The sequence below is a fragment of the Pseudotabrizicola alkalilacus genome, from assembly GCF_003443995.1.
Lineage (GTDB): Bacteria > Pseudomonadota > Alphaproteobacteria > Rhodobacterales > Rhodobacteraceae > Pseudotabrizicola > Pseudotabrizicola alkalilacus.
Genome location: NZ_QWEY01000004.1, coordinates 257,900 through 275,713 on the forward strand (window position 1 = coordinate 257,900; position 17,814 = coordinate 275,713).

12 protein-coding genes are annotated in these 17,814 nt (G+C 63.2%); 5 read left to right on the forward strand and 7 right to left on the reverse strand.

Annotation, left to right across the window (positions count from 1 at the left end):
- Nucleotides 1-4: 4 nt before the first annotated feature.
- Complete coding sequence (locus D1012_RS10065) at nucleotides 5-982, reverse strand: LysR family transcriptional regulator (RefSeq protein ID WP_118151687.1); 978 nt, start codon at nucleotides 980-982, stop codon at nucleotides 5-7.
- Nucleotides 982-1,950, reverse strand: coding sequence for a prolyl aminopeptidase (pip, locus tag D1012_RS10070; protein WP_118151844.1), 969 nt, complete (start codon nucleotides 1,948-1,950; stop codon nucleotides 982-984). Before pip ends, D1012_RS10065 begins: the two co-directional genes overlap by 1 nt.
- 60 nt (nucleotides 1,951-2,010) lie before the next feature.
- On the opposite strand from pip, the gene ubiG reads away from it, so the two are divergent.
- The 3 genes from ubiG to D1012_RS10085 all read left to right on the forward strand — a co-directional run bounded on the left by ubiG (nucleotide 2,011) and on the right by D1012_RS10085 (nucleotide 5,906).
- Nucleotides 2,011-2,751, forward strand: a complete 741-nt coding sequence (ubiG, locus tag D1012_RS10075; RefSeq protein WP_118151689.1) for a bifunctional 2-polyprenyl-6-hydroxyphenol methylase/3-demethylubiquinol 3-O-methyltransferase UbiG — start codon at nucleotides 2,011-2,013, stop codon at nucleotides 2,749-2,751.
- Between the two features lie 99 nt (nucleotides 2,752-2,850).
- Nucleotides 2,851-4,602 (forward strand): type I secretion system permease/ATPase, encoded by a 1,752-nt coding sequence (locus tag D1012_RS10080; RefSeq protein ID WP_118151691.1) that lies wholly within the window; start codon nucleotides 2,851-2,853, stop codon nucleotides 4,600-4,602.
- Nucleotides 4,599-5,906, forward strand: coding sequence for an HlyD family type I secretion periplasmic adaptor subunit (locus tag D1012_RS10085; protein ID WP_118151693.1), 1,308 nt, complete (start codon nucleotides 4,599-4,601; stop codon nucleotides 5,904-5,906). The genes D1012_RS10080 and D1012_RS10085 overlap by 4 nt, the downstream gene beginning before the upstream one ends.
- A 3-nt stretch (nucleotides 5,907-5,909) precedes the next feature.
- Here D1012_RS10085 and purU read toward each other — a convergent pair whose 3' ends face one another.
- The 5 genes from purU to D1012_RS10110 form a co-directional block, all read right to left on the reverse strand.
- Complete coding sequence (purU, locus tag D1012_RS10090; RefSeq protein WP_118151695.1) at nucleotides 5,910-6,794, reverse strand: formyltetrahydrofolate deformylase; 885 nt, start codon at nucleotides 6,792-6,794, stop codon at nucleotides 5,910-5,912.
- A gap of 130 nt (nucleotides 6,795-6,924) precedes the next feature.
- Nucleotides 6,925-10,197, reverse strand: a complete 3,273-nt coding sequence (locus D1012_RS10095) for an efflux RND transporter permease subunit (RefSeq protein ID WP_118151697.1) — start codon at nucleotides 10,195-10,197, stop codon at nucleotides 6,925-6,927.
- A gap of 11 nt (nucleotides 10,198-10,208) precedes the next feature.
- Nucleotides 10,209-11,384 carry an efflux RND transporter periplasmic adaptor subunit gene (locus D1012_RS10100; RefSeq protein WP_118151699.1) on the reverse strand — a complete coding sequence of 392 codons (1,176 nt, stop codon included), beginning with the start codon at nucleotides 11,382-11,384 and terminating at the stop codon, nucleotides 10,209-10,211.
- A gap of 4 nt (nucleotides 11,385-11,388) precedes the next feature.
- On the reverse strand, nucleotides 11,389-12,006 hold the full coding sequence (locus tag D1012_RS10105) for a TetR/AcrR family transcriptional regulator (protein ID WP_118151701.1): 618 nt from the start codon (nucleotides 12,004-12,006) through the stop codon (nucleotides 11,389-11,391).
- A 128-nt stretch (nucleotides 12,007-12,134) separates the two neighbouring features.
- Nucleotides 12,135-14,168: an NADH:flavin oxidoreductase gene (locus tag D1012_RS10110; protein ID WP_118151703.1), complete on the reverse strand. Its 2,034-nt coding sequence runs from the start codon at nucleotides 14,166-14,168 to the stop codon at nucleotides 12,135-12,137.
- Between the two features lie 155 nt (nucleotides 14,169-14,323).
- Here D1012_RS10110 and D1012_RS10115 point away from each other — a divergent pair, with 155 nt between their 5' ends.
- Both D1012_RS10115 and D1012_RS10120 read left to right on the forward strand, forming a co-directional pair.
- Nucleotides 14,324-15,151, forward strand: a complete 828-nt coding sequence (locus tag D1012_RS10115; protein ID WP_118151706.1) for an FAD binding domain-containing protein — start codon at nucleotides 14,324-14,326, stop codon at nucleotides 15,149-15,151.
- Nucleotides 15,148-17,802: a molybdopterin-dependent oxidoreductase gene (locus tag D1012_RS10120; protein ID WP_118151708.1), complete on the forward strand. Its 2,655-nt coding sequence runs from the start codon at nucleotides 15,148-15,150 to the stop codon at nucleotides 17,800-17,802. The genes D1012_RS10115 and D1012_RS10120 overlap by 4 nt, the downstream gene beginning before the upstream one ends.
- The last annotated feature ends 12 nt before the right edge of the window (nucleotides 17,803-17,814 follow it).

Consider the following 17,814-nt stretch of genomic DNA (forward strand, 5'->3'; position numbering starts at 1 on the left):
AGCCTTATTCTTCCTCGGCCACCTCGATTGCCCCGGCCAGCGTAGGTGCAATCGCATCAAACCTCGGCACCAGACGGCTGCGGATCAGTGCGCGGCAATCGCGGGCCAGTTCTTCGGGCAGACGGCCCAACTCATCGACCCGCGCAATCAGATGCACCCGGCGCACGTCACCGGCAAAGGGCAGCGGCATCACCTCCAGATCGGGCAGAAAGCGTTCGGCATCCATCAGGTTCAGCGGGGTGGTGATCGTCCAGCCGCCGGTCTGCACCACCATGGCCAGCACCGACCGCGTCGCCTCCAGCGCAAAGCGGCGGTCGGGGTTCATCCGCACCCGGGCCAGATGGCGGGCAATGCGCTGACCAATCGGCAGGCTTTCGGAATATTGCACAAACGGCAATCGCTCCAGCGCGGCCCGCACATCGCCGCGCACCGAGCCTTTGCCCGCGACGAGCACAAGAGGTTCGCGAAGGATCGGCAGCACGCGAAAGGCCGATGTATCGGGCGGCACCATGGCAGAGACACCGATATCCGCCTCACGTGCCATCAGACGGTCGATCACATGGTCGGAACGACCGGAAAACGCGTGGACAAAACAGCGCGACATCCGCGATTGCAGGGCAGACACCAGCACCGGCGTCAGCGACGCATCCAGATCGTCGATGATGGCAAGGTTCAGTTGCGGCAGGCTGGCCAGGCTGATCTCGGCCAGATCGGCCTGCGCCTCTGACAAGGCGGCCAGCAGTTTGTGCGCGTGACGGCGCAACACCTGACCGGCGGGGGTCAGGGTGACGGGCTTGGCCTTGCGGTCGAACAGCCGCGCGCCAACAGCCGCTTCCAACGCCGTGATATGCTGGCTGACGCCGGAGGGGGAGCCGCCAATGCGGGCGGCCGCGCCGATGACCGACCCGGCCTCTTCCAGCGCGACAAAGACCCGAAGCCCGCGCAGGGTAAGCTCCGGCGAGGTCTTTGCCTCTTCTGCCATCAGGGGCGCAGGCTGTCCATCACGCGGACCAGTCCGGCCGAGATGCCCGGCTCTGACAGCGCATGTCCCGCCAGCGGCACCATGGTCAGGTGGCAACGATCCCAGCCTTCGGCCAGCTTCCACGCCGAGGTGGGGGGGCAGATCATGTCATAGCGGCCCTGAATGATATGGGCGGGAAGATGCGTGATCCGGTTCTTTTCGCGCAAGATCCAGCCATCCTGTTCCAGAAAGCCGCCGTTGTGAAAATAATGGTTCTCGAGCCGTGAAAACGCGCGGGCATATTCGCCGGCACTTTCCCCCATCGGGCCGTCGTGATGCACCGATGCAAGCGCGTTTTCCCAATTGGCCCAGATGCGGCCAAAGCGGATTTCTTCCATCATATTGCCGGAAAACAGCCTGCGGTGATAGGCAGAGATCATGTTCCTGCGCTCATCCGGCGGGATTGGGGCGATGAACCGGGCCCACAGCTCGGGGAAAAACGCGCCCGCGCCGCCGCCGTAGAACCAGTCCAGCTCTGCCTGCGTCATCAGAAAGACGCCGCGCAACACCAGATGCACCACACGGGCGGGGTGGCTGATGGCGTAGATCAACACCAGCGTCGCCCCCCAACTGCCGCCAAACAGGATGACCTGCTCGATGCCCAGCTCTTTCCGGATCGTCTCGATATCGCGGACAAGATGCCAGGTGGTGTTGTCTGACACGCTGGCATGGGGGCGGGATCGCCCGCAACCGCGCTGGTCAAACAGCACAACACGATACACCGAAGGGTCGAAATAACGCCGCATCGCGGGCGAACAGCCACCGCCCGGCCCGCCGTGCAGCACCAGAACCGGGATGCCATCCGGCCTGCCACATTGCTCGACGTAAATCTTGTGACCGTCCCCCATGTCGATCACCCGCTGGTCGAACGGGTCAACCGGCGGGTAAAGGTATTCGACTGCGCGCTTTTGGCCTGATCTCTGATCCATCATAGCCCTATATAACGTGTAAGCAGCCCGCGTCCAAAGGGCATTCGGAAGGGAAATGTGATGGAAAGCCAAACAACCGTCGATCCGGCAGAGGTGGCGAAATTCGAGGCGATGGCGGCAGAGTGGTGGGACCCGAACGGCAAGTTCAAGCCGCTGCATATGCTCAACCCGTGCCGGCTGGATTACATCGCCGGCCAGATCGCGGCAGAATTTGACCGCGATCTGGCGAAACCCTTGCCGTTCAAAGGGTTGCGGCTTTTGGATATTGGCTGCGGTGGTGGGCTTCTGGCCGAGCCGATGGCACGGCTGGGGGCAGAGGTGGTCGGCGCGGATGCCGCGCCCCGCAACATTCCGGTGGCGCAGGTGCATGCAGCGCAATCGGGACTGAGCATCGACTACCGCCACACCACCGCCGAAGACATGGCCGCGGCAGGGGAGCAGTTTGACGTGGTGCTGAACATGGAGGTGGTGGAGCATGTGTCGGACCCGCTGGCTTATCTGACCGCCTGTCAGCAATTGCTGGTACCGGGGGGGCTGATGATCTGCTCGACCCTGAACCGGAATCCGAAATCCTTTCTGATGGCGATTGTCGGGGCTGAACATGTGATGCGCTGGCTGCCAAAGGGCACTCATGACTGGAAAAAGTTCATCACGCCGGATGAGCTGTGTGACCTTATCCGCAAGGCAGGGCTCGACCCGGTGGACCGCAAGGGCATGGTGTTCAACCCGGTCTCCTGGTCATGGAGCCTGTCGTCGCGTGATCTGAGCGTGAACTATGTGACGGCCAGCCTGAAGCGATGAAGACACGAAGGCCACAGGTGTTTGGGCGATCTTTACAATTCTCGTGCAAACAATTGGTCGGGGCGCATACTTGGTCCGGTTCAGTCAGGGTTTGAAATAATGTCATCCGTGCCCGCCAGCGCCGATCAGACTGCCCGCGGCAGGGCCGAACTGGCGCAGGCGCGGCGTGAAACACGCGGCCTGTTGCTGGCCGCGGTCCTGTTCAGTGTGTTCGTCAACCTGCTGATGCTGACCGGGCCGCTCTATATGCTGCAGGTCTACGACCGGGTGCTGGGCAGCCGGTCAGAGGCGACGCTTGTGGCACTGTCGATTCTGGTGCTGTTCCTGTTTCTGGCGATGGGTCTGCTGGATCATGCGCGCGCGCGTCTGCTCGCGCGAATCGGGGTCCGCTTGCAGGCCCGGCTGGACCGGCGGGTGTTTGAGGCGGCCTTGGCTCGCGCCAGTGCCGTACCGGGTGATCCGCTGGCCAGCTCTGCGCAGCGCGATCTGGAGGCGATGCAACGGTTCTGGACCTCACCGATTTCCGCAGCGGTGATGGACATGCCGTGGACGGCACTGTTTCTGGTGGCGATCTTTGTCTTTCATCCTCTGCTGGGCTGGCTGGCGCTGGGCGGCGGCGCGGTTCTGGTAGTGCTGGCGCTGGCCAATCAGCATTTTGCCAAAGCTCCGGTCTTGCACGCCGGTGCTGCCACCGTCGCGGCAGAGCGGATGGCCGACCGGCTGAAGGCCGATGCCGAACTGCTGCGCGCGCTGGGCATGATCCGGTCGGCCTTTCACCGCTGGTCGGTGGCGCGACAAGATGCGCTGGCCAGCGGGTTGGCTAGCGCAGATCTGGGCGGGCGGTTCACCAGCGCAACCCGTGCGCTGCGCATGTTGCTGCAATCGGCGATTCTGGGGCTGGGGGCCTGGCTGGTGTTGCAGGATCAGCTGACCGCCGGGGCGATGATTGCGGCGTCAATCGTGATGGGCCGCGCGCTGGCCCCGATCGAACAGGCGATTGGTCAATGGGCGGTGCTGACCCGCGCGCGCGAGGGGCGGGACAACCTTCTGCGCCTGCTGTCAATCCAGCAGCCAGAACCACAACGCACCGCACTGCCCCGCCCCCGCGCAGCACTGGAGGCAGAGGCGCTGTCGCTGATACTGCCGGGCAATCCGGCCCCGGTTCTGCGCGGCATCAGCTTTCGGCTCGAGCCGGGGCAGGCATTGGGAATCATCGGGCCGTCGGGTGCAGGGAAATCGACTCTGGGCCGGGCCATCGTGGGGGCTGTGCGACCCACGGCGGGCAAGATCCGGCTGGATGGTGCCGAACTTGGGCAGTATGACCCGGATGTACTGGGCAGCTACTTTGGCTATCTGCCGCAGACCGTGTCGCTGTTTGATGCGACCGTGGCCGAAAATATCGCGCGCCTGACACCGCAGCCCGATGCGGCAATGGTGGTGGCGGCGGCAAAAGCAGCGGCGGCGCATGAGATGATTCTGAAACTGGCAAAGGGCTATGATACGCCGCTGTCATCCATCGGCGGCCAGCTTTCGGGCGGGCAGGTGCAACGGGTCGGGCTGGCGCGGGCGCTGTACGGCAATCCGGTGGTGCTGGTGCTGGATGAGCCGAACTCCAACCTCGACAATGACGGGTCGGTGGCCTTGAACACGGCGATCCGCCAGATAAAGGCGGCGGGCGGGTCGGTGATCGTGATCGCCCATCGCCCGGCGGCGATACAGGAATGCGACCTGCTGCTGGTTCTGGAAGATGGCCAGCGCCGCGCCTTTGGCCCGCGGGATGAGGTGCTGCGTGGCATGGTCAAGAACCACACCGAACTGGTCCGCAGCAAAGGACCGGGAGGAATGTCATGACCACCCCCGACCTGCCGCCCGCGTACAGCGCAAAAGCCCCGCTTTGGGTTGGCGGGATAACCCTGCTGGCGCTGGTGGGGGGCCTGGGTCTGTGGTCGGTGACGACAACGATCTCGGGCGCAATCGTCGCCCCCGGCCGAGTGGAAGTGGAGCAGAACCGTCAGGTGGTGCAACACCCTGACGGCGGCGTTGTCGCCGAAATTCTGGTCAGCGAAGGCGCGAGCGTGATGGCGGGGGATATTCTGCTGCGGCTGGATGGCACGCTGGTGAAATCGGAACTGACGATCATCGACGGCCAGTTGTCAGAGGTGCAGGCCCGCCGTGCCCGGCTGGAGGCGGAGCGGGATGACGCCGTGGAACTGGCTTTGCCCGAAGCTCTTACCCGGCGCGCGACGGAAAACCCCGACGCGGCAGAGCAGATCGAAGGCCAGCGCCGGCTGTTTGTGGCCCGGCGCGAAACGCTGGCCGGCACGGTTGAACAGCTGGAAAAGCGCAAGGCCCAAACCGCGTCCCAGATCGACGGCATCGACGCGCAATCCGTTGCCCTGTCGGATCAGCTGAACCTGATCGGGCAGGAACTGGCGGATCAGCAGGCGCTACTGGCCAAAGGTCTGGCGCAGGCCCCACGGGTGCTGGCCCTGCAACGCGAGGCGGCACGGCTGGCCGGTCAGGTCGGCGAGCTGGCGGCCACACGCGCGCAGGCCGAAGGCCGGATCACCGAGATCGAGCTGGAAATTCTGGGCCTGTCGTCGCAGCGGCGCGAAGAAGCCAACACGCAACTGCGCGACATCGGCACCGCCGAGCTGGAACTGATCCAGCGCCAGCGCGCCCTTTCGGAACAGGTGGCGCGGCTGGATATCCGCGCGCCGGTGTCGGGCACTGTGCTGGGGTTGCAGGTCACCACACCGCGCGCGGTGCTGCGCCCGGCGGATCCGGTGGCCCATATCATCCCGCAGGATCGCCCGCTGGTGATCGCGGCGCAGATCGCGCCGATCCACATTGATGAGGTCTATGTCGGCCAGCCGGTCAAGCTGATGTTTCCGGCCTTTTCGGCCCGCACCACGCCAGAGCTGGGCGGCTTTGTCACCATCGTTTCAGCCGATTCCCTCACCGACCCGGCCACCAATGTGCCCTATTACCGCGCCGAAATCTCGATCACCCCGGCAGAGGCGGGTCGTCTGGGTCAAACCCTGTTGCCGGGCATGCCGGTGGAGGCGTTTATCCAGACCGAGGCACGCACGCCGATGGCCTATCTGGTCAAGCCGTTCACCGACTATTTCACCCATGCCTTTCGCGAAAGCTGAGGGTCAGCCCATCCGCTCTGACGCATAAGAGCCGGGCGATGCGGGGAAGACCACGGTCTTGCTGCCGTTGATAAAGACGCGGCCATGAACATGGGCGTGGATCGCCCGCGACAGCACCTGCGCCTCGACATCGCGGCCGAGCGAGACGTAATCTTCATTCGATTGCGCATGGGTCACGCGGATGATGTCCTGCTCGATGATCGGGCCTTCGTCCAGGTCGGCGGTGACGTAATGCGAGGTCGCACCGATCAGTTTCACACCCTTTTCAAAGGCTTGCTTGTAGGGATTCGCGCCCTTGAAGCTGGGCAAAAAGGAATGGTGGATGTTGATGATCCGGCCCGACATCTTGCGGCACATCTCGTCGGACAGCACCTGCATATAGCGCGCCAGCACAATCAGTTCGGCCCCGGTGTCTTCGACAATCCGCATCTGCTCGGCCTCGGCCTGCGCCTTGTTTTGCGGCGTGACCTTGATGCAGTAATAGGGAATATCCTGATTCACCACGACCTTTTGGTAATCCATATGGTTCGAGATCACGGCGGCAATCTCTACCGGCAATGCGCCGATGCGCGAGCGATACAGGAGGTCATTCAGACAATGGCCAAAGCGGCTGACCATGATGATGACGCGGCGTTTTACCAGCTCGTCAAAGAACTCGGCCTGCATCCCGAATTGCGTGGCAATCGGGCCAAAGCCGTTGCGCAGATCCTCCAGCCCCTTGCCGCCTTCTGACCGGAAGCTGACGCGCATGAAGAAATTGCCGGTGCCAGTGTCGTCAAACTGCGAGCTGTCGGTGATGTTGCAGGACTGGTCGGCCAGAAAGGTCGAGATGGCCGCGACGATCCCACGGGTCGATGGGCATTGGACGCGAAGCGCAAAGCTGGTCATGTGGCGTTCTTTCAGTGGGTGCGGGGCCAAGGTCTATGGGGCGGATGATAGTCAGCCGCCCTTACACCCGAATGACCGGCTGCGAACAAGCATGATCCATTCGCGTCTTTCGATGGCCCCGGCGGCAGGATTACTCCGCCGCCGCCAGTGGGGTAACGGCACGCGGCCCGGCGATGGCATCCAGCCGGTCACGCAAGGCGCGCTGTTCGGCATCCAGCAGCGCGATGCGTTCGGCCAGCACTTCCGCCGCCGGAGCCTCGGCATCGGCCTCTTTCGGGCCGACCATACGGCTGAACAGGCGGGCCAGCACACGGCTCAGGTCATCCATGATCAGGTAGAACGCCGGAACGACCACCAGCGACAGAACCGTCGATACGATGATGCCGCCGATCACCGCCGTCGCCATCGGCGCGCGGAAAGACCCGCCCTCGCCCACACCCAGCGCCGACGGCAACATGCCCGCCGACATGGCAATCGAGGTCATGACGATGGGGCGGGCGCGTTTGTGCCCGGCCTCCATCACGGCGGCAAAGCGTTCCATGCCTTGCGCGCGCATCTCGATGGCAAAGTCGATCAGCAGAATGGCGTTTTTGGTGACGATCCCCATCAGCATCAGAATACCGATCAGCACCGGCATCGACACCGCCGATCCGGTCAGGATCAGCGCGGCAGCGACACCACCGATGGCCAGTGGCAAGGAAAACAGGATGGTAAAAGGCTGGATCACCGATTTGAACAAGAGGATCAGCACGGTCAGCACCAGCATCAGACCCAGCAGCATGGCGTTGCCAAAGCTGGCCACCATTTCATTCTGCACCTCGGCATCGCCCGCCTCTTGCACGCGGACGCCGGGGGGCAGTTCAACCGTCGCCACGATGTCGTTGAAACGCGCGGTCGCGGTGCCCAGCGCCACACCAACGGGCAGGTTGGCACCAATGGTTGCGCGTCGTTCACGGTTCAGGCGGTTGACGGTAGAGGGGCCCTCGGCAATCGCGACATCGGCGACAGCGGCCAGCGGCACAACAGAGCCTGTGGCGGTAGTCAGTTTCAGCGCTGAAATCCGGGCCAGATCTTCACGCGCGGCAGAGTTCAGCCGCACCCGGACCGGAACCAGCCGGTTATCAATCGACAGTTTGGCAAGCGCTGCGTCAACATCGCCGATGGTGGCCACCCGGACCACTTCGGCAATCTGCGCGGTGGTGATGCCCAGACGTGCCGCCTCATCCATGCGCGGGGTGATCTGGATTTCGGGGCGGGGCAGCGCCCCTTCGGATGCGACATTTGCCAGCAGCGGATCACCTGACAGTGCGGTTTCCAACCGGCTGACCGCAAGGTTCAGGTCCGCCTCGTTGGAGGACAGGACGGAAAAGGAAATGTCGCGTTGGCCCCGGTCGTTAAGCTTGAACGCCCGCATGTCGGGCACCAATGCCAGACGCTGGAACACCGCTTCTTCGATGACATTTTGCGGAATGGTGCGGCCCTTGTTTGCAACTTCGGGCACCAGCCCGCCGATAACCGGGATAGACCGCCCGATCTGCGACAGCTTGAGCAGCAGCGAATGGTCGAGCCGGGTCAGCAGAATGGTGACAGAGGCGCGGCGGATATCACGCTCGCCGGTCGGTGATGCGCCGCCCAGGATGAACACATTGTCCACCCAATCTACATCTTCAATCGCGGTATAGATCGCCTTGGTGGTGCGCTCGGTTTCTTCCAGCGTGGTTCCGGGTGGCAGTTCGACCGAGACGGCAATCCGGCTGACATCTTCCGGAGGCAGGAAAGAGCCGGGGATCTGGATCATATAATAGACCGAAACCGCCAGAACCCCGATAGCCGACAGCAGCGTGACATAGCGAAAGCGCAGCGACGTGCGGATCAGGCGCAGATAGCCGGTCATGATCCAGCCATCGTTGTGGCTGTCCTCATGCCCGTCTTTGTCGCGCATCAGATAGGCGGCCATCATCGGGGTGATCAACCGCGCCACGATCAGAGAGAACAGCACGGCAATTGCGACGGTCATGCCGAACTGGCGGAAATACTGGCCGGGAATGCCGGGCATGAACGACACCGGCACAAACACAGCGACGATGGTAAAGGTGGTGGCAATCACGGCCAGACCGATTTCATCCGCGGCCTCGATTGCCGCGCGGAACGGGGTCTTGCCCATGCGGATGTGTCGGGCGATGTTTTCTATCTCGACGATGGCATCATCGACAAGGATGCCGGTCGCGAGAGTGAGGGCAAGAAACGACACGAGGTTGAGCGAAAACCCCAGCAGGTCCATGATGAAAAAGGTGGGTACAGCGGAAAGCGGCAAGGCAACGGCGGCAATAAGTGTCGCGCGCCAGTTTTTCAGAAAGGCCAGCACGACCAGAACCGCCAGGATTGCGCCTTCGATCAGGGTGTGCAGGGCGGATTCGTAGTTGCCGTAGGTATAAAACACCGTCTCATCGACCAGTTCGATGCCGACATCAGGATGCGCTGCGCGGATCACTTCCAGCTGTGCGTTGACGGTTTCGGCCACCGATACCTCTGACGCACCGCTGGCGCGGTAGACGGCAAAGCTGACAACGCGGTCACCGTTCAGGCTGGAAAAGCTGCGCAACTCTTCATAGCTGTCGATCACCTCGCCCAGATCGGTCAGCCGAACCTTGCGCCCCGATGGCAGCGCGATGGTGGTCTCTGCCAGACGCTCCACCGTGGCGGCATCGCCCAGCGTGCGGATCGCCTGTTCGCCCGAACCGAGTTCGGACCGGCCGGAGCCAAGGTTGGCGTTGGTGGCGCGCAGTTGCTGGTTCACGGCCGAAGCGCTGATGCCAAAACTGTCCAGCCGCACCGGGTCAAGCTCTACCCGGATTTCTCGGTCTGCGCCGCCAAAGCGTGAAACGCGGCCAATACCGGGGCGGCCTTGCAGGCCACGGGTCACGACATCATCGACAAACCACGACAGTTCTTCCAGCGTCTTGTCGGGGGCGGTCACGGCAAAGGTCATGATCGCCTGACCTTCAACGTCGATCCGGCTGACGATCGGCGCCTCAATCGAGGCGGGCAGATCGCCGCGGATCTGGTCAATGGCGTCTTTGGTATCCTGCACGGCCTTTTCGGTCGGCACCTCCATACGGAATTCGACAACGCTGGTCGAAATCCCGTCATTCACAGTAGAGGTGACGTTCTTTACCCCATTAACGCCCGCCACGGCATCTTCGATTTCCTTGGTCACCTGACTTTCCAGCTCGGCCGGGGCCGCGCCGGGCTGAACCACAGTGATACCGACGAGCGGCACGTCGATGTTGGGGAAACGGGTGATGGGCAGGGTGTTAAAGCTGTTCCAGCCCAGCACCATCAGCATGAAAAACGCCAGAATCGGGGCAATCGGGTTCTTGATGGACCAGGAGGAAAAGTTCATGACAGCCCCCGTCAGTTCGTTGCCGGGATCGGATTGATCCGGTCGCCATCACGCACAAAGGCCCCGGCCTTGGTCACCACCTGATCGCCTGCACTCAGCCCCGACAGGATTTCAACCCACCCGCCATCGCGGATGCCGGTCTGCACCGCGACGCGCTGAACCGAGTCGCCGGTAACCTTCATCACCGATGTCCCATCCGGGCCAGAGCCGACGGCGGTGACAGGCACCGCGATGACATCATGTTCAGCGACCAGAATTTCAGCCTCGACATACATGCCCGCGCGCACGCCGGTCTCGTCCTCCACCGCAATCCGGGCGCGGCCAAGACGCGACGTGGTGCCAATGGTTGGTTCAACCAACCGCAGCGTGCCTTTGAGCGGGGTCTTGGCCCCGACCAGCCGCAGATGTGCGGTCTGACCGGGGGCAAGGCGCATCACATCGGCTTCGGCCACATCTGCCAGCACTTCCAGCGCGTTGTCGCGGATGATCGTAAACATCGGCTCGCCCGCCGCAGAGGCGATGGAACCGACACGGGCATTCCGGGCGGTAATCTCGCCCGCGACCGGGGCTTTCACCTCGGTCCGGCTGAGTTGCAAATCAATGTTCGCCATTTGCGCCTCGACCAGCGCAATCTGGGCGCGGGCGGCTTCAAGCGATTGTACGGCAACGGTGACGCGGGCGGTGGCAGAGATGGCGTTTGACTGCGCGGTATCGGCAGCGGCTTGCGACGCGGTGCCCTGCTTGCGCAGCGCAGCGGTGCGCTCGTTCACCCGCTGCGCCTCATCGGCAGAGCTCCGCGCCTCCAGCATCTGGGCTTCGGCCTGGGCCACAGTGGCGCGGGCCGAGGCGAGCGAGGCATTGAGCTGGCTTTTTTGCAGTTCAAGCGTGGATTTTGACAACACGGCCAGCACCTGCCCTGCCTCCACCACATCACCCACGTCCACCAACAGCGCCTCGATCGGCTGACCTTCGATCAGCGGCGCGACCTGGACGTTTTCGATGGCCGCAATCAGACCAGAAGCGATCACCCGGTCACGCAGCACGCGGCTGGTTGTGGTTGATACGGTAATGGCGGGCGCGACCGGCGCGGCGACGGCTTCTGTTACAGGCACAGCCGCTTCGGCCCATGCTGGCGCGGTTTGTGCAAAGGCAAGACAAATGGAAAGACTATAAACAAGCGGGCGCATCGGGTCAGCCTTTCGCGGCGGCAGATGTGGCAATGTCATCAAGCGTGCGGTTGATATTACGCAGTACAAGCTGCGTCAGATCAGCCGTCGTAGGGTTCTCAGGCGACTGCATGGCGCAGGCCTTGACCATCATGACCAGCAGATGGGCATGGGCGGTCCATCGGGCCTGCGCCTCGTCAAGGGGCAGTTTGGCAGCAATGGAAAAGATCGTGATCAGATGCGCCACGATCCCCTGTTCCATCCGATAGGCAATCTCGCGGATTTCGGGCTTGCGCAGGGCGGCCGCAGTGATCTCAGCCCAGATCTTGCCGTCACCCTGACACTCTGCATCAGTGATCTTGCGTTCAATGGTTTCACGCAATGCCTGCAATGGGCTTTGGTGAATCAGGATGTTGGAAAAATCCCGCTCCATTTCTTCCATGTCAAAGGCGATAAGCGCTTCGACAATGGCGGCTTTTGACGGGAAGTAGCGGTAGAAATTCCCCACACTCATCCCCGCCTCACGCGCGATATCTTGCATGGATGCGCCGTCAAATCCCTTTTCCGCAAAGGCGCGGCGGGCACTTTCCAGAATTTCCACCGAGCGTTGATCGGCGAGCGGGGTATCGGCGACAGTATTCATGGCAACCCAGAGAATGAACGTTCATTCATCAGGTAGACAAGTTGCTGCAAAGGTCAAGTGCGCAGTTCACATTTTGGGAATGTCACGCGGCTTGCGCCTGACATTCTGATCAAGAATGAGGCACTTGATCAGATGTCCTTGGTCAAGCGCAGCGCATCATAGATCGCGGCATGCGTATTGCGCGACGCCACGGCATCCCCGATTCGATACAGCACAAAGCCTGCGGGGCCGTAGCTTGCGGGCTGTGGATGCCCTGCAATCAATGCCTCGTAATCGACTGCGCCCAGGTTCTGCGACTGTGGCTTCAGCTCGAAATAGAGGTCATCCAGCGGCTGGGTTCCGTGATTGACCACGATCTGATCAAAGCTCCGCTCCTTTGTCACAGCAATGTAATCCGACCCGATCACCGCGCGCAGCTGGTTGCCATCGCGCTGCACACCGCGCAGGCGGTAGGTGACCGTAAAGGTTACCGGCTTGTCCTGCAGTGCCCGCATATAGGGCACAAGGTTCATGCCCATCACTTCCGGCGCGAAACTCCGGTCAGGGGTCATCACCTCGACCGTGGCGCCGGATTCGGCCAGCAGCTGCGCGGCTTGCAGCGCGGTGTGGTCGCCTGCATCGTCATAAAGCAGCACGTTAGAGCCGGGCTTCACGTCGCCCGACAGAATGTCCCAGGCGCTGACCGTCAGCTCGTTGCCGAAGTCGAGCACGGCTGTTTCCGGCAGGCCCCCGGTGGCCACGATCACCACATCAGGCGACAGGGCCAGAACATCATCTGCATCGGCAAACGTATTGAAATGAAACGCAACGCCACGCGCGGCGCATTGCGCCATACGCCAGTCGATGATGCCGATCATCTCGGCGCGGCGCTTGGTCTGCGCCGTCAGACGAACCTGACCGCCGGGCTGATCTGCCGCCTCCAGCACCGTCACCCGGTGGCCGCGCTCTGATGCCACCCGCGCCGCCTCCAGCCCGGCGGGGCCCGCACCGATGATCACCACATGCTTCGGGGTCGGGGTTCGCGCAATCTCATGCGGCATTGTCTCTTCACGGCCCGTTGCCGCATTGTGGATACACAGCGCCATGCCCCCCTGATAGATCCGGTCAAGGCAATAGGTTGCGCCGACACAGGGGCGGATATCCTGTTCGCGCCCTTCGACAATCTTGCGCACGATATGGGGGTCGGCCATATGCGCCCGTGTCATGCCGACCATATCCAGCTGCCCCGATTGCACGGCATAGCGCGCCGTGGCGACATCGGGAATGCGCGCGGCGTGAAAGGTGGGCAACCCAACCTCGGCCCGCACACGCCCTGCAAAATCAAGGTGCGGTGCCGACTTCATTCCCTGAATCGGGATCACATCGGTCATCGCCGGGTCAGTGTGGATGCGCCCCTTGATGATGTTCAGGAAATCGACCAGCCCAGAGTCGCGGAACATCTTGCCGATGGCGATGCCCTCATCAGCGTCAATCCCGCCCGGCTCCGCCTCATCTGCCGTGTAGCGGATCCCCAACAGGAACCGCTCCCCCACCCTCTTGCGGCAGGCGGCCAGCACATCCATCGCAAACCGCGCCCGGTTTTCCAGACTGCCGCCATAGGGCGCAGACAATGCGTTGGTAAAGGGAGACATAAATTGGTCCATCAGATGGCCGTAACACTCGAACTCTACCCCATCGAGACCGGCTGCCTGCATCCGCTCTGCCGCGTCGGCGTAATCAGAGATGATACGCGCGATATCCCAATCCTCGGCCACCTTGGGAAAGGCGCGGTGCGCCGGTTCACGTGACGGCCCTGCCCCCACCACCGGCAGCCAGTCGCCCTTGTCCCACCTTGTCCGGCGGCCCAGATGGGTCAGCTGAATCATCACTGCCGCGCCCGCCTCGTGGCAATCGTCGGTCAGACGCTTCATCCACGGCACAACCTCATCCTTGTAGGCAAGGATGTTGTTGAACACCGGCGGGCTGTCCTTTGACACCGCTGCCGATCCCGCGGTCATGGTCAGCGCCACGCCCGCCCGCGCCCGTTCCAGATGATACAGCCGGTAGCGGTCTTTTGGCATGCCATCTTCGGGATAGGCCGGTTCATGACTGGTGGTCATGATCCGGTTGCGCAGGGTCAGATGTTTCAGCTGATAGGGTTGCAGCAGCGGATCGTTGGTCATCTGGCACCTTTCGCGTTTTCACACAGCCTAGGTTTGCGGCGGCATGCGCGCTGAACCGAAAGCGACCGCTGGATGTCTGAACTGACCGTCGGAGCGGCGTTGACAGGTCTGCCCCTGCAAACGCACTGTGCCGTTGAGTGAACACGGGGAAACACATGCGCAGCTATGCGCGGCCACAGACACTGGACGAAGCAATCGGCCTGATCACGCAAGCGCCGCGCCGTATTCTGGCGGGCGGCACTGATCTCTATCCGGCGGCCGGTGTGCAGCTTGACGGTGATGTGCTGGACCTGACCGGCATTCCTGCGCTTTCTGGCATGACGCCTGGCAACGGTCTTCGCATCGGGGCCTGCACCACCTGGACCGCGATTGCCGAGGCTGATCTGCCTCCCGCGCTGCGCTGCCTGCAACAAGCCGCGCGGCAGGTGGGCGGGCGTCAGGTGCAGAACGCGGGCACCATCGGTGGCAATCTGTGCAACGCATCCCCCGCTGCAGACGGGGTGCCGCCGCTGCTGGCATTGGATGCCGAGGTGGAGCTGGCAGGGCCATCAGGCAGACGCCAGATGCCCTTGGCGCAGTTCCTGACCGGCCCCCGTCAGACCCGGCGCGCGGCGGGTGAGGTGCTGACGGCGGTGATCCTTCCACAGACGGCCTTGCAGGGGCAATCCGCCTTTGTGAAGCTGGGCGCACGGGCCTATCTGGTGATCTCGATTGCAATGGTTGCCGCTCGGGTGCAGGTGACAGCGGGCAAGATCACCACTGCTGCCGTCGCTGTCGGGGCCTGCTCTGGCGTGGCGCAGCGATTGCCTGTGGTCGAGGCGGCTTTGATCGGCGCAACTGCCTCAGACGGGCCTGGGCGCATTCATGCCGCTGATCTTGCTGCCGCCTTGTCACCGATAGATGACGTGCGCGCTACAGCCGCCTATCGCCTTTCCGCCGCCACCGAACTGGTGCGCCGCGCCGTAAGCGAGGCGCTGGCATGATCGGATTTACACTCAACGGCCAACCCGTCACCACCAGCGCTGCGCCCACGGCCCGGCTGACCGAAGTTTTGCGCGACCACCTCGGCGCGATGGGGACCAAGGTGGGCTGCGACGCGGGCGATTGTGGGGCCTGCACCATTTTGCTGAACGGCGCGCAGGTCTGTGCCTGCATGGTGCCTGCGGCGCGCGTATCTGGCGCCATGGTCGAGACGATTGAGTCAGACGCGGCGGATCTGGACCGATTGCGCGCCGCCTTTCTGCGCCACGGGGCTGCGCAATGCGGCATCTGCACCCCCGGCATGCTGATGGCGGGCGTGGATCTTTTACGCCGGGTGCCGGAACCTGATGAACGCGAGGTGCAGGATGCTCTGGGCGGCGTGCTTTGCCGCTGCACCGGCTATCGCAAGATCATTGCTGCCATCTGCGATACGGCCGCGCCAGAGACTTCATCGGCAGAGGGCATCGGCGCCTCGGTCACACGGCTTGATGGGCAGGCCAAGGTGCGCGGCGACAGTTTCGGCGCGGATTATTGGCCAGATGGCGCGCTGACGGTTGTGGCTTTGCGCGCGCCCCATGCGCATGCACGGTTCAGCTTTGGCGATCTGGCCGGGTTCGCCCGGCGCCCCGGTGTGGCGGGTATCTTTACCGCCGCTGATATTCCGGGGCGTAACGCCTTTGGTGTGATCCCGGCCTTTGCCGACCAGCCTGCCATTGCCGAAAGCCCGGCGCGGTTTCGGGGCGAATGTGTTGCGCTGGTGGCGTTTGAGGCCGGAACAGAGCCTGATCTGACCGATTTTCCGATCAGATGGCACCCGCTGGAGGCTCTGACCACTCCTGCAGAAGCCGAAGCACCGGGCGCCCCACTGATCCACCCGGATCGTGCCGCAAATCAGCTGATCGAGGGCCGCGTGACAAAGGGCGATGCTGCAACAGCACTGGCCGGATCGGCCCATGTTGTCACCGGCACCATGCAGACCGGCTATGTCGAACACGCCTATATCGAGCCCGAAGCCGGGGCCGCCTGGATGGAGGGTGACACTCTGATCATCCGCGCCTGCACGCAAGCCCCGGTGATGGACCGCGACGACTGCGCGCTGGTTCTGGGCCTGCCTCCCGAACGGGTGCGGATCATCCCGTCGGCCGTGGGCGGCGGCTTTGGCTCGAAACTGGATGTCAGCCTGCAACCGCTGATCGGTCTGGTCACGCTGAAAACCGGGCGGCCGTGCCGGATGATCTATTCCCGCCGGGACAGCATGACTTCGACCACCAAACGCCATCCTGCGGAAATGCAGGGCAGCATAGGGTGCGATGCACAGGGTCGTCTGACGGGTCTGGTGTTCGACGGGCGGTTCAACACCGGGGCTTATGCCAGCTGGGGGCCAACGGTGGCCAATCGTGTGCCGGTGCATGTGACCGGCCCCTATCTCACGCCCCATGTGACCGCACGGGCGCGCGCTATCCACACCCACGGCCCGGTATCGGGGGCGTTTCGCGGCTTTGGCGTGCCGCAAGCCGCGTTGTGGCAGGAAACGCTGTTTGACCAGCTTGCGGAAAAGGCGAGGCTTGACCGGCTGGAATTCCGGATCCTGAACGCTTTGCGCGACGGCGATGCCACCGCAACGGGACAGGCGATGCAGGCGGTGGGCATTCATGATTGTCTGACCGCACTGCGCCCGCATTGGAAACGGGCCTTGTCAGAGACTGTTCCGGGCCGGGGCGTCGGGGTGGCCTCCTGCTGGTATGGCTGTGGCAATACTTCGCTGCCCAACCCTTCCACCATCCGGATCGGCCTGTCGCATCAGGGTCGGATGATGCTGCATCAGGGGGCCACCGATATCGGCCAAGGGTCAAACACGGTGATTGCCCAGATTGCCGCGCAGGCGCTTGGCCTGCCACTGGCGCTGTTCACCCTGATCGGCCCCGATACCGCGCTGACGCCGGATGCCGGTAAAACCTCGGCCAGCCGGCAAACCTTTGTCTCTGGCCGCGCGGCCAAGGCCGCGGCAGAGGCGCTGCGCGCCCGGCTGCTCCGATTGGCAAATGCGGGTGAGGGTGCAGATATGGCGCTTGATGGCACGACCCTGACGATCACCGAAGGCAGCACGCGGCGCACTCTTGATCTTGCCGCCCTTCCGCGCGATGCCCATGGCTATGCCCTGACCGCAGAAGAAACCTATGATCCGCCCACCTCGGCGCTGGATGCAAACGGTCAGGGCACGCCTTATGCGGTCTATGGCTACGGCGCGCAGATGGTCGAGCTGGAGGTGGACCCAGCCCTTGGCACGGTGCGCCTGCTCAAGATCACCGCCGCGCATGATGTGGGCCGCGCCATCAACCCGCAGCTTGCCACCGGACAGATCGAGGGCGGCATCGCGCAGGGCATTGGGCTGGCCCTGATGGAGGAATACCTGCCCGGACGTACCGAAAACCTGCATGATTACCTGATCCCCACCATCGGCGATGTGCCCCCGATTGAGAGCTTGCTGATCGAAGTACCCGACCCCGAGGGACCATTCGGGGCCAAGGGTTTGGGCGAACATGTGCTGATCCCCACCGCCCCCGCCATCCTGAACGCGATCCGCCACGCCACGGGAGTGAGGCTCACACAGGTACCAGTCCTTCCGCACAGACTGCTGGAGGCCCTAAGATGAAGCACCCTCTTA

Excerpts from the sequence above, each read along its gene's own strand:
- D1012_RS10105 (WP_118151701.1), bottom strand. The coding sequence starts at position 12,006 with ATGAATACTGTCGCCGATACCCCGCTCGCCGATCAACGCTCGGTGGAA.
- D1012_RS10065 (WP_118151687.1), bottom strand. The coding sequence starts at position 982 with ATGGCAGAAGAGGCAAAGACCTCGCCGGAGCTTACCCTGCGCGGGCTT.
- ubiG (WP_118151689.1), top strand. The coding sequence starts at position 2,011 with ATGGAAAGCCAAACAACCGTCGATCCGGCAGAGGTGGCGAAATTCGAG.
- D1012_RS10095 (WP_118151697.1), bottom strand. The coding sequence starts at position 10,197 with ATGAACTTTTCCTCCTGGTCCATCAAGAACCCGATTGCCCCGATTCTG.
- D1012_RS10110 (WP_118151703.1), bottom strand. The coding sequence starts at position 14,168 with ATGACCAACGATCCGCTGCTGCAACCCTATCAGCTGAAACATCTGACC.
- D1012_RS10100 (WP_118151699.1), bottom strand. The coding sequence starts at position 11,384 with ATGCGCCCGCTTGTTTATAGTCTTTCCATTTGTCTTGCCTTTGCACAA.
- purU (WP_118151695.1), bottom strand. The coding sequence starts at position 6,794 with ATGACCAGCTTTGCGCTTCGCGTCCAATGCCCATCGACCCGTGGGATC.
- D1012_RS10120 (WP_118151708.1), top strand. The coding sequence starts at position 15,148 with ATGATCGGATTTACACTCAACGGCCAACCCGTCACCACCAGCGCTGCG.
- D1012_RS10115 (WP_118151706.1), top strand. The coding sequence starts at position 14,324 with ATGCGCAGCTATGCGCGGCCACAGACACTGGACGAAGCAATCGGCCTG.
- pip (WP_118151844.1), bottom strand. The coding sequence starts at position 1,950 with ATGGATCAGAGATCAGGCCAAAAGCGCGCAGTCGAATACCTTTACCCG.
- D1012_RS10085 (WP_118151693.1), top strand. The coding sequence starts at position 4,599 with ATGACCACCCCCGACCTGCCGCCCGCGTACAGCGCAAAAGCCCCGCTT.
- D1012_RS10080 (WP_118151691.1), top strand. The coding sequence starts at position 2,851 with ATGTCATCCGTGCCCGCCAGCGCCGATCAGACTGCCCGCGGCAGGGCC.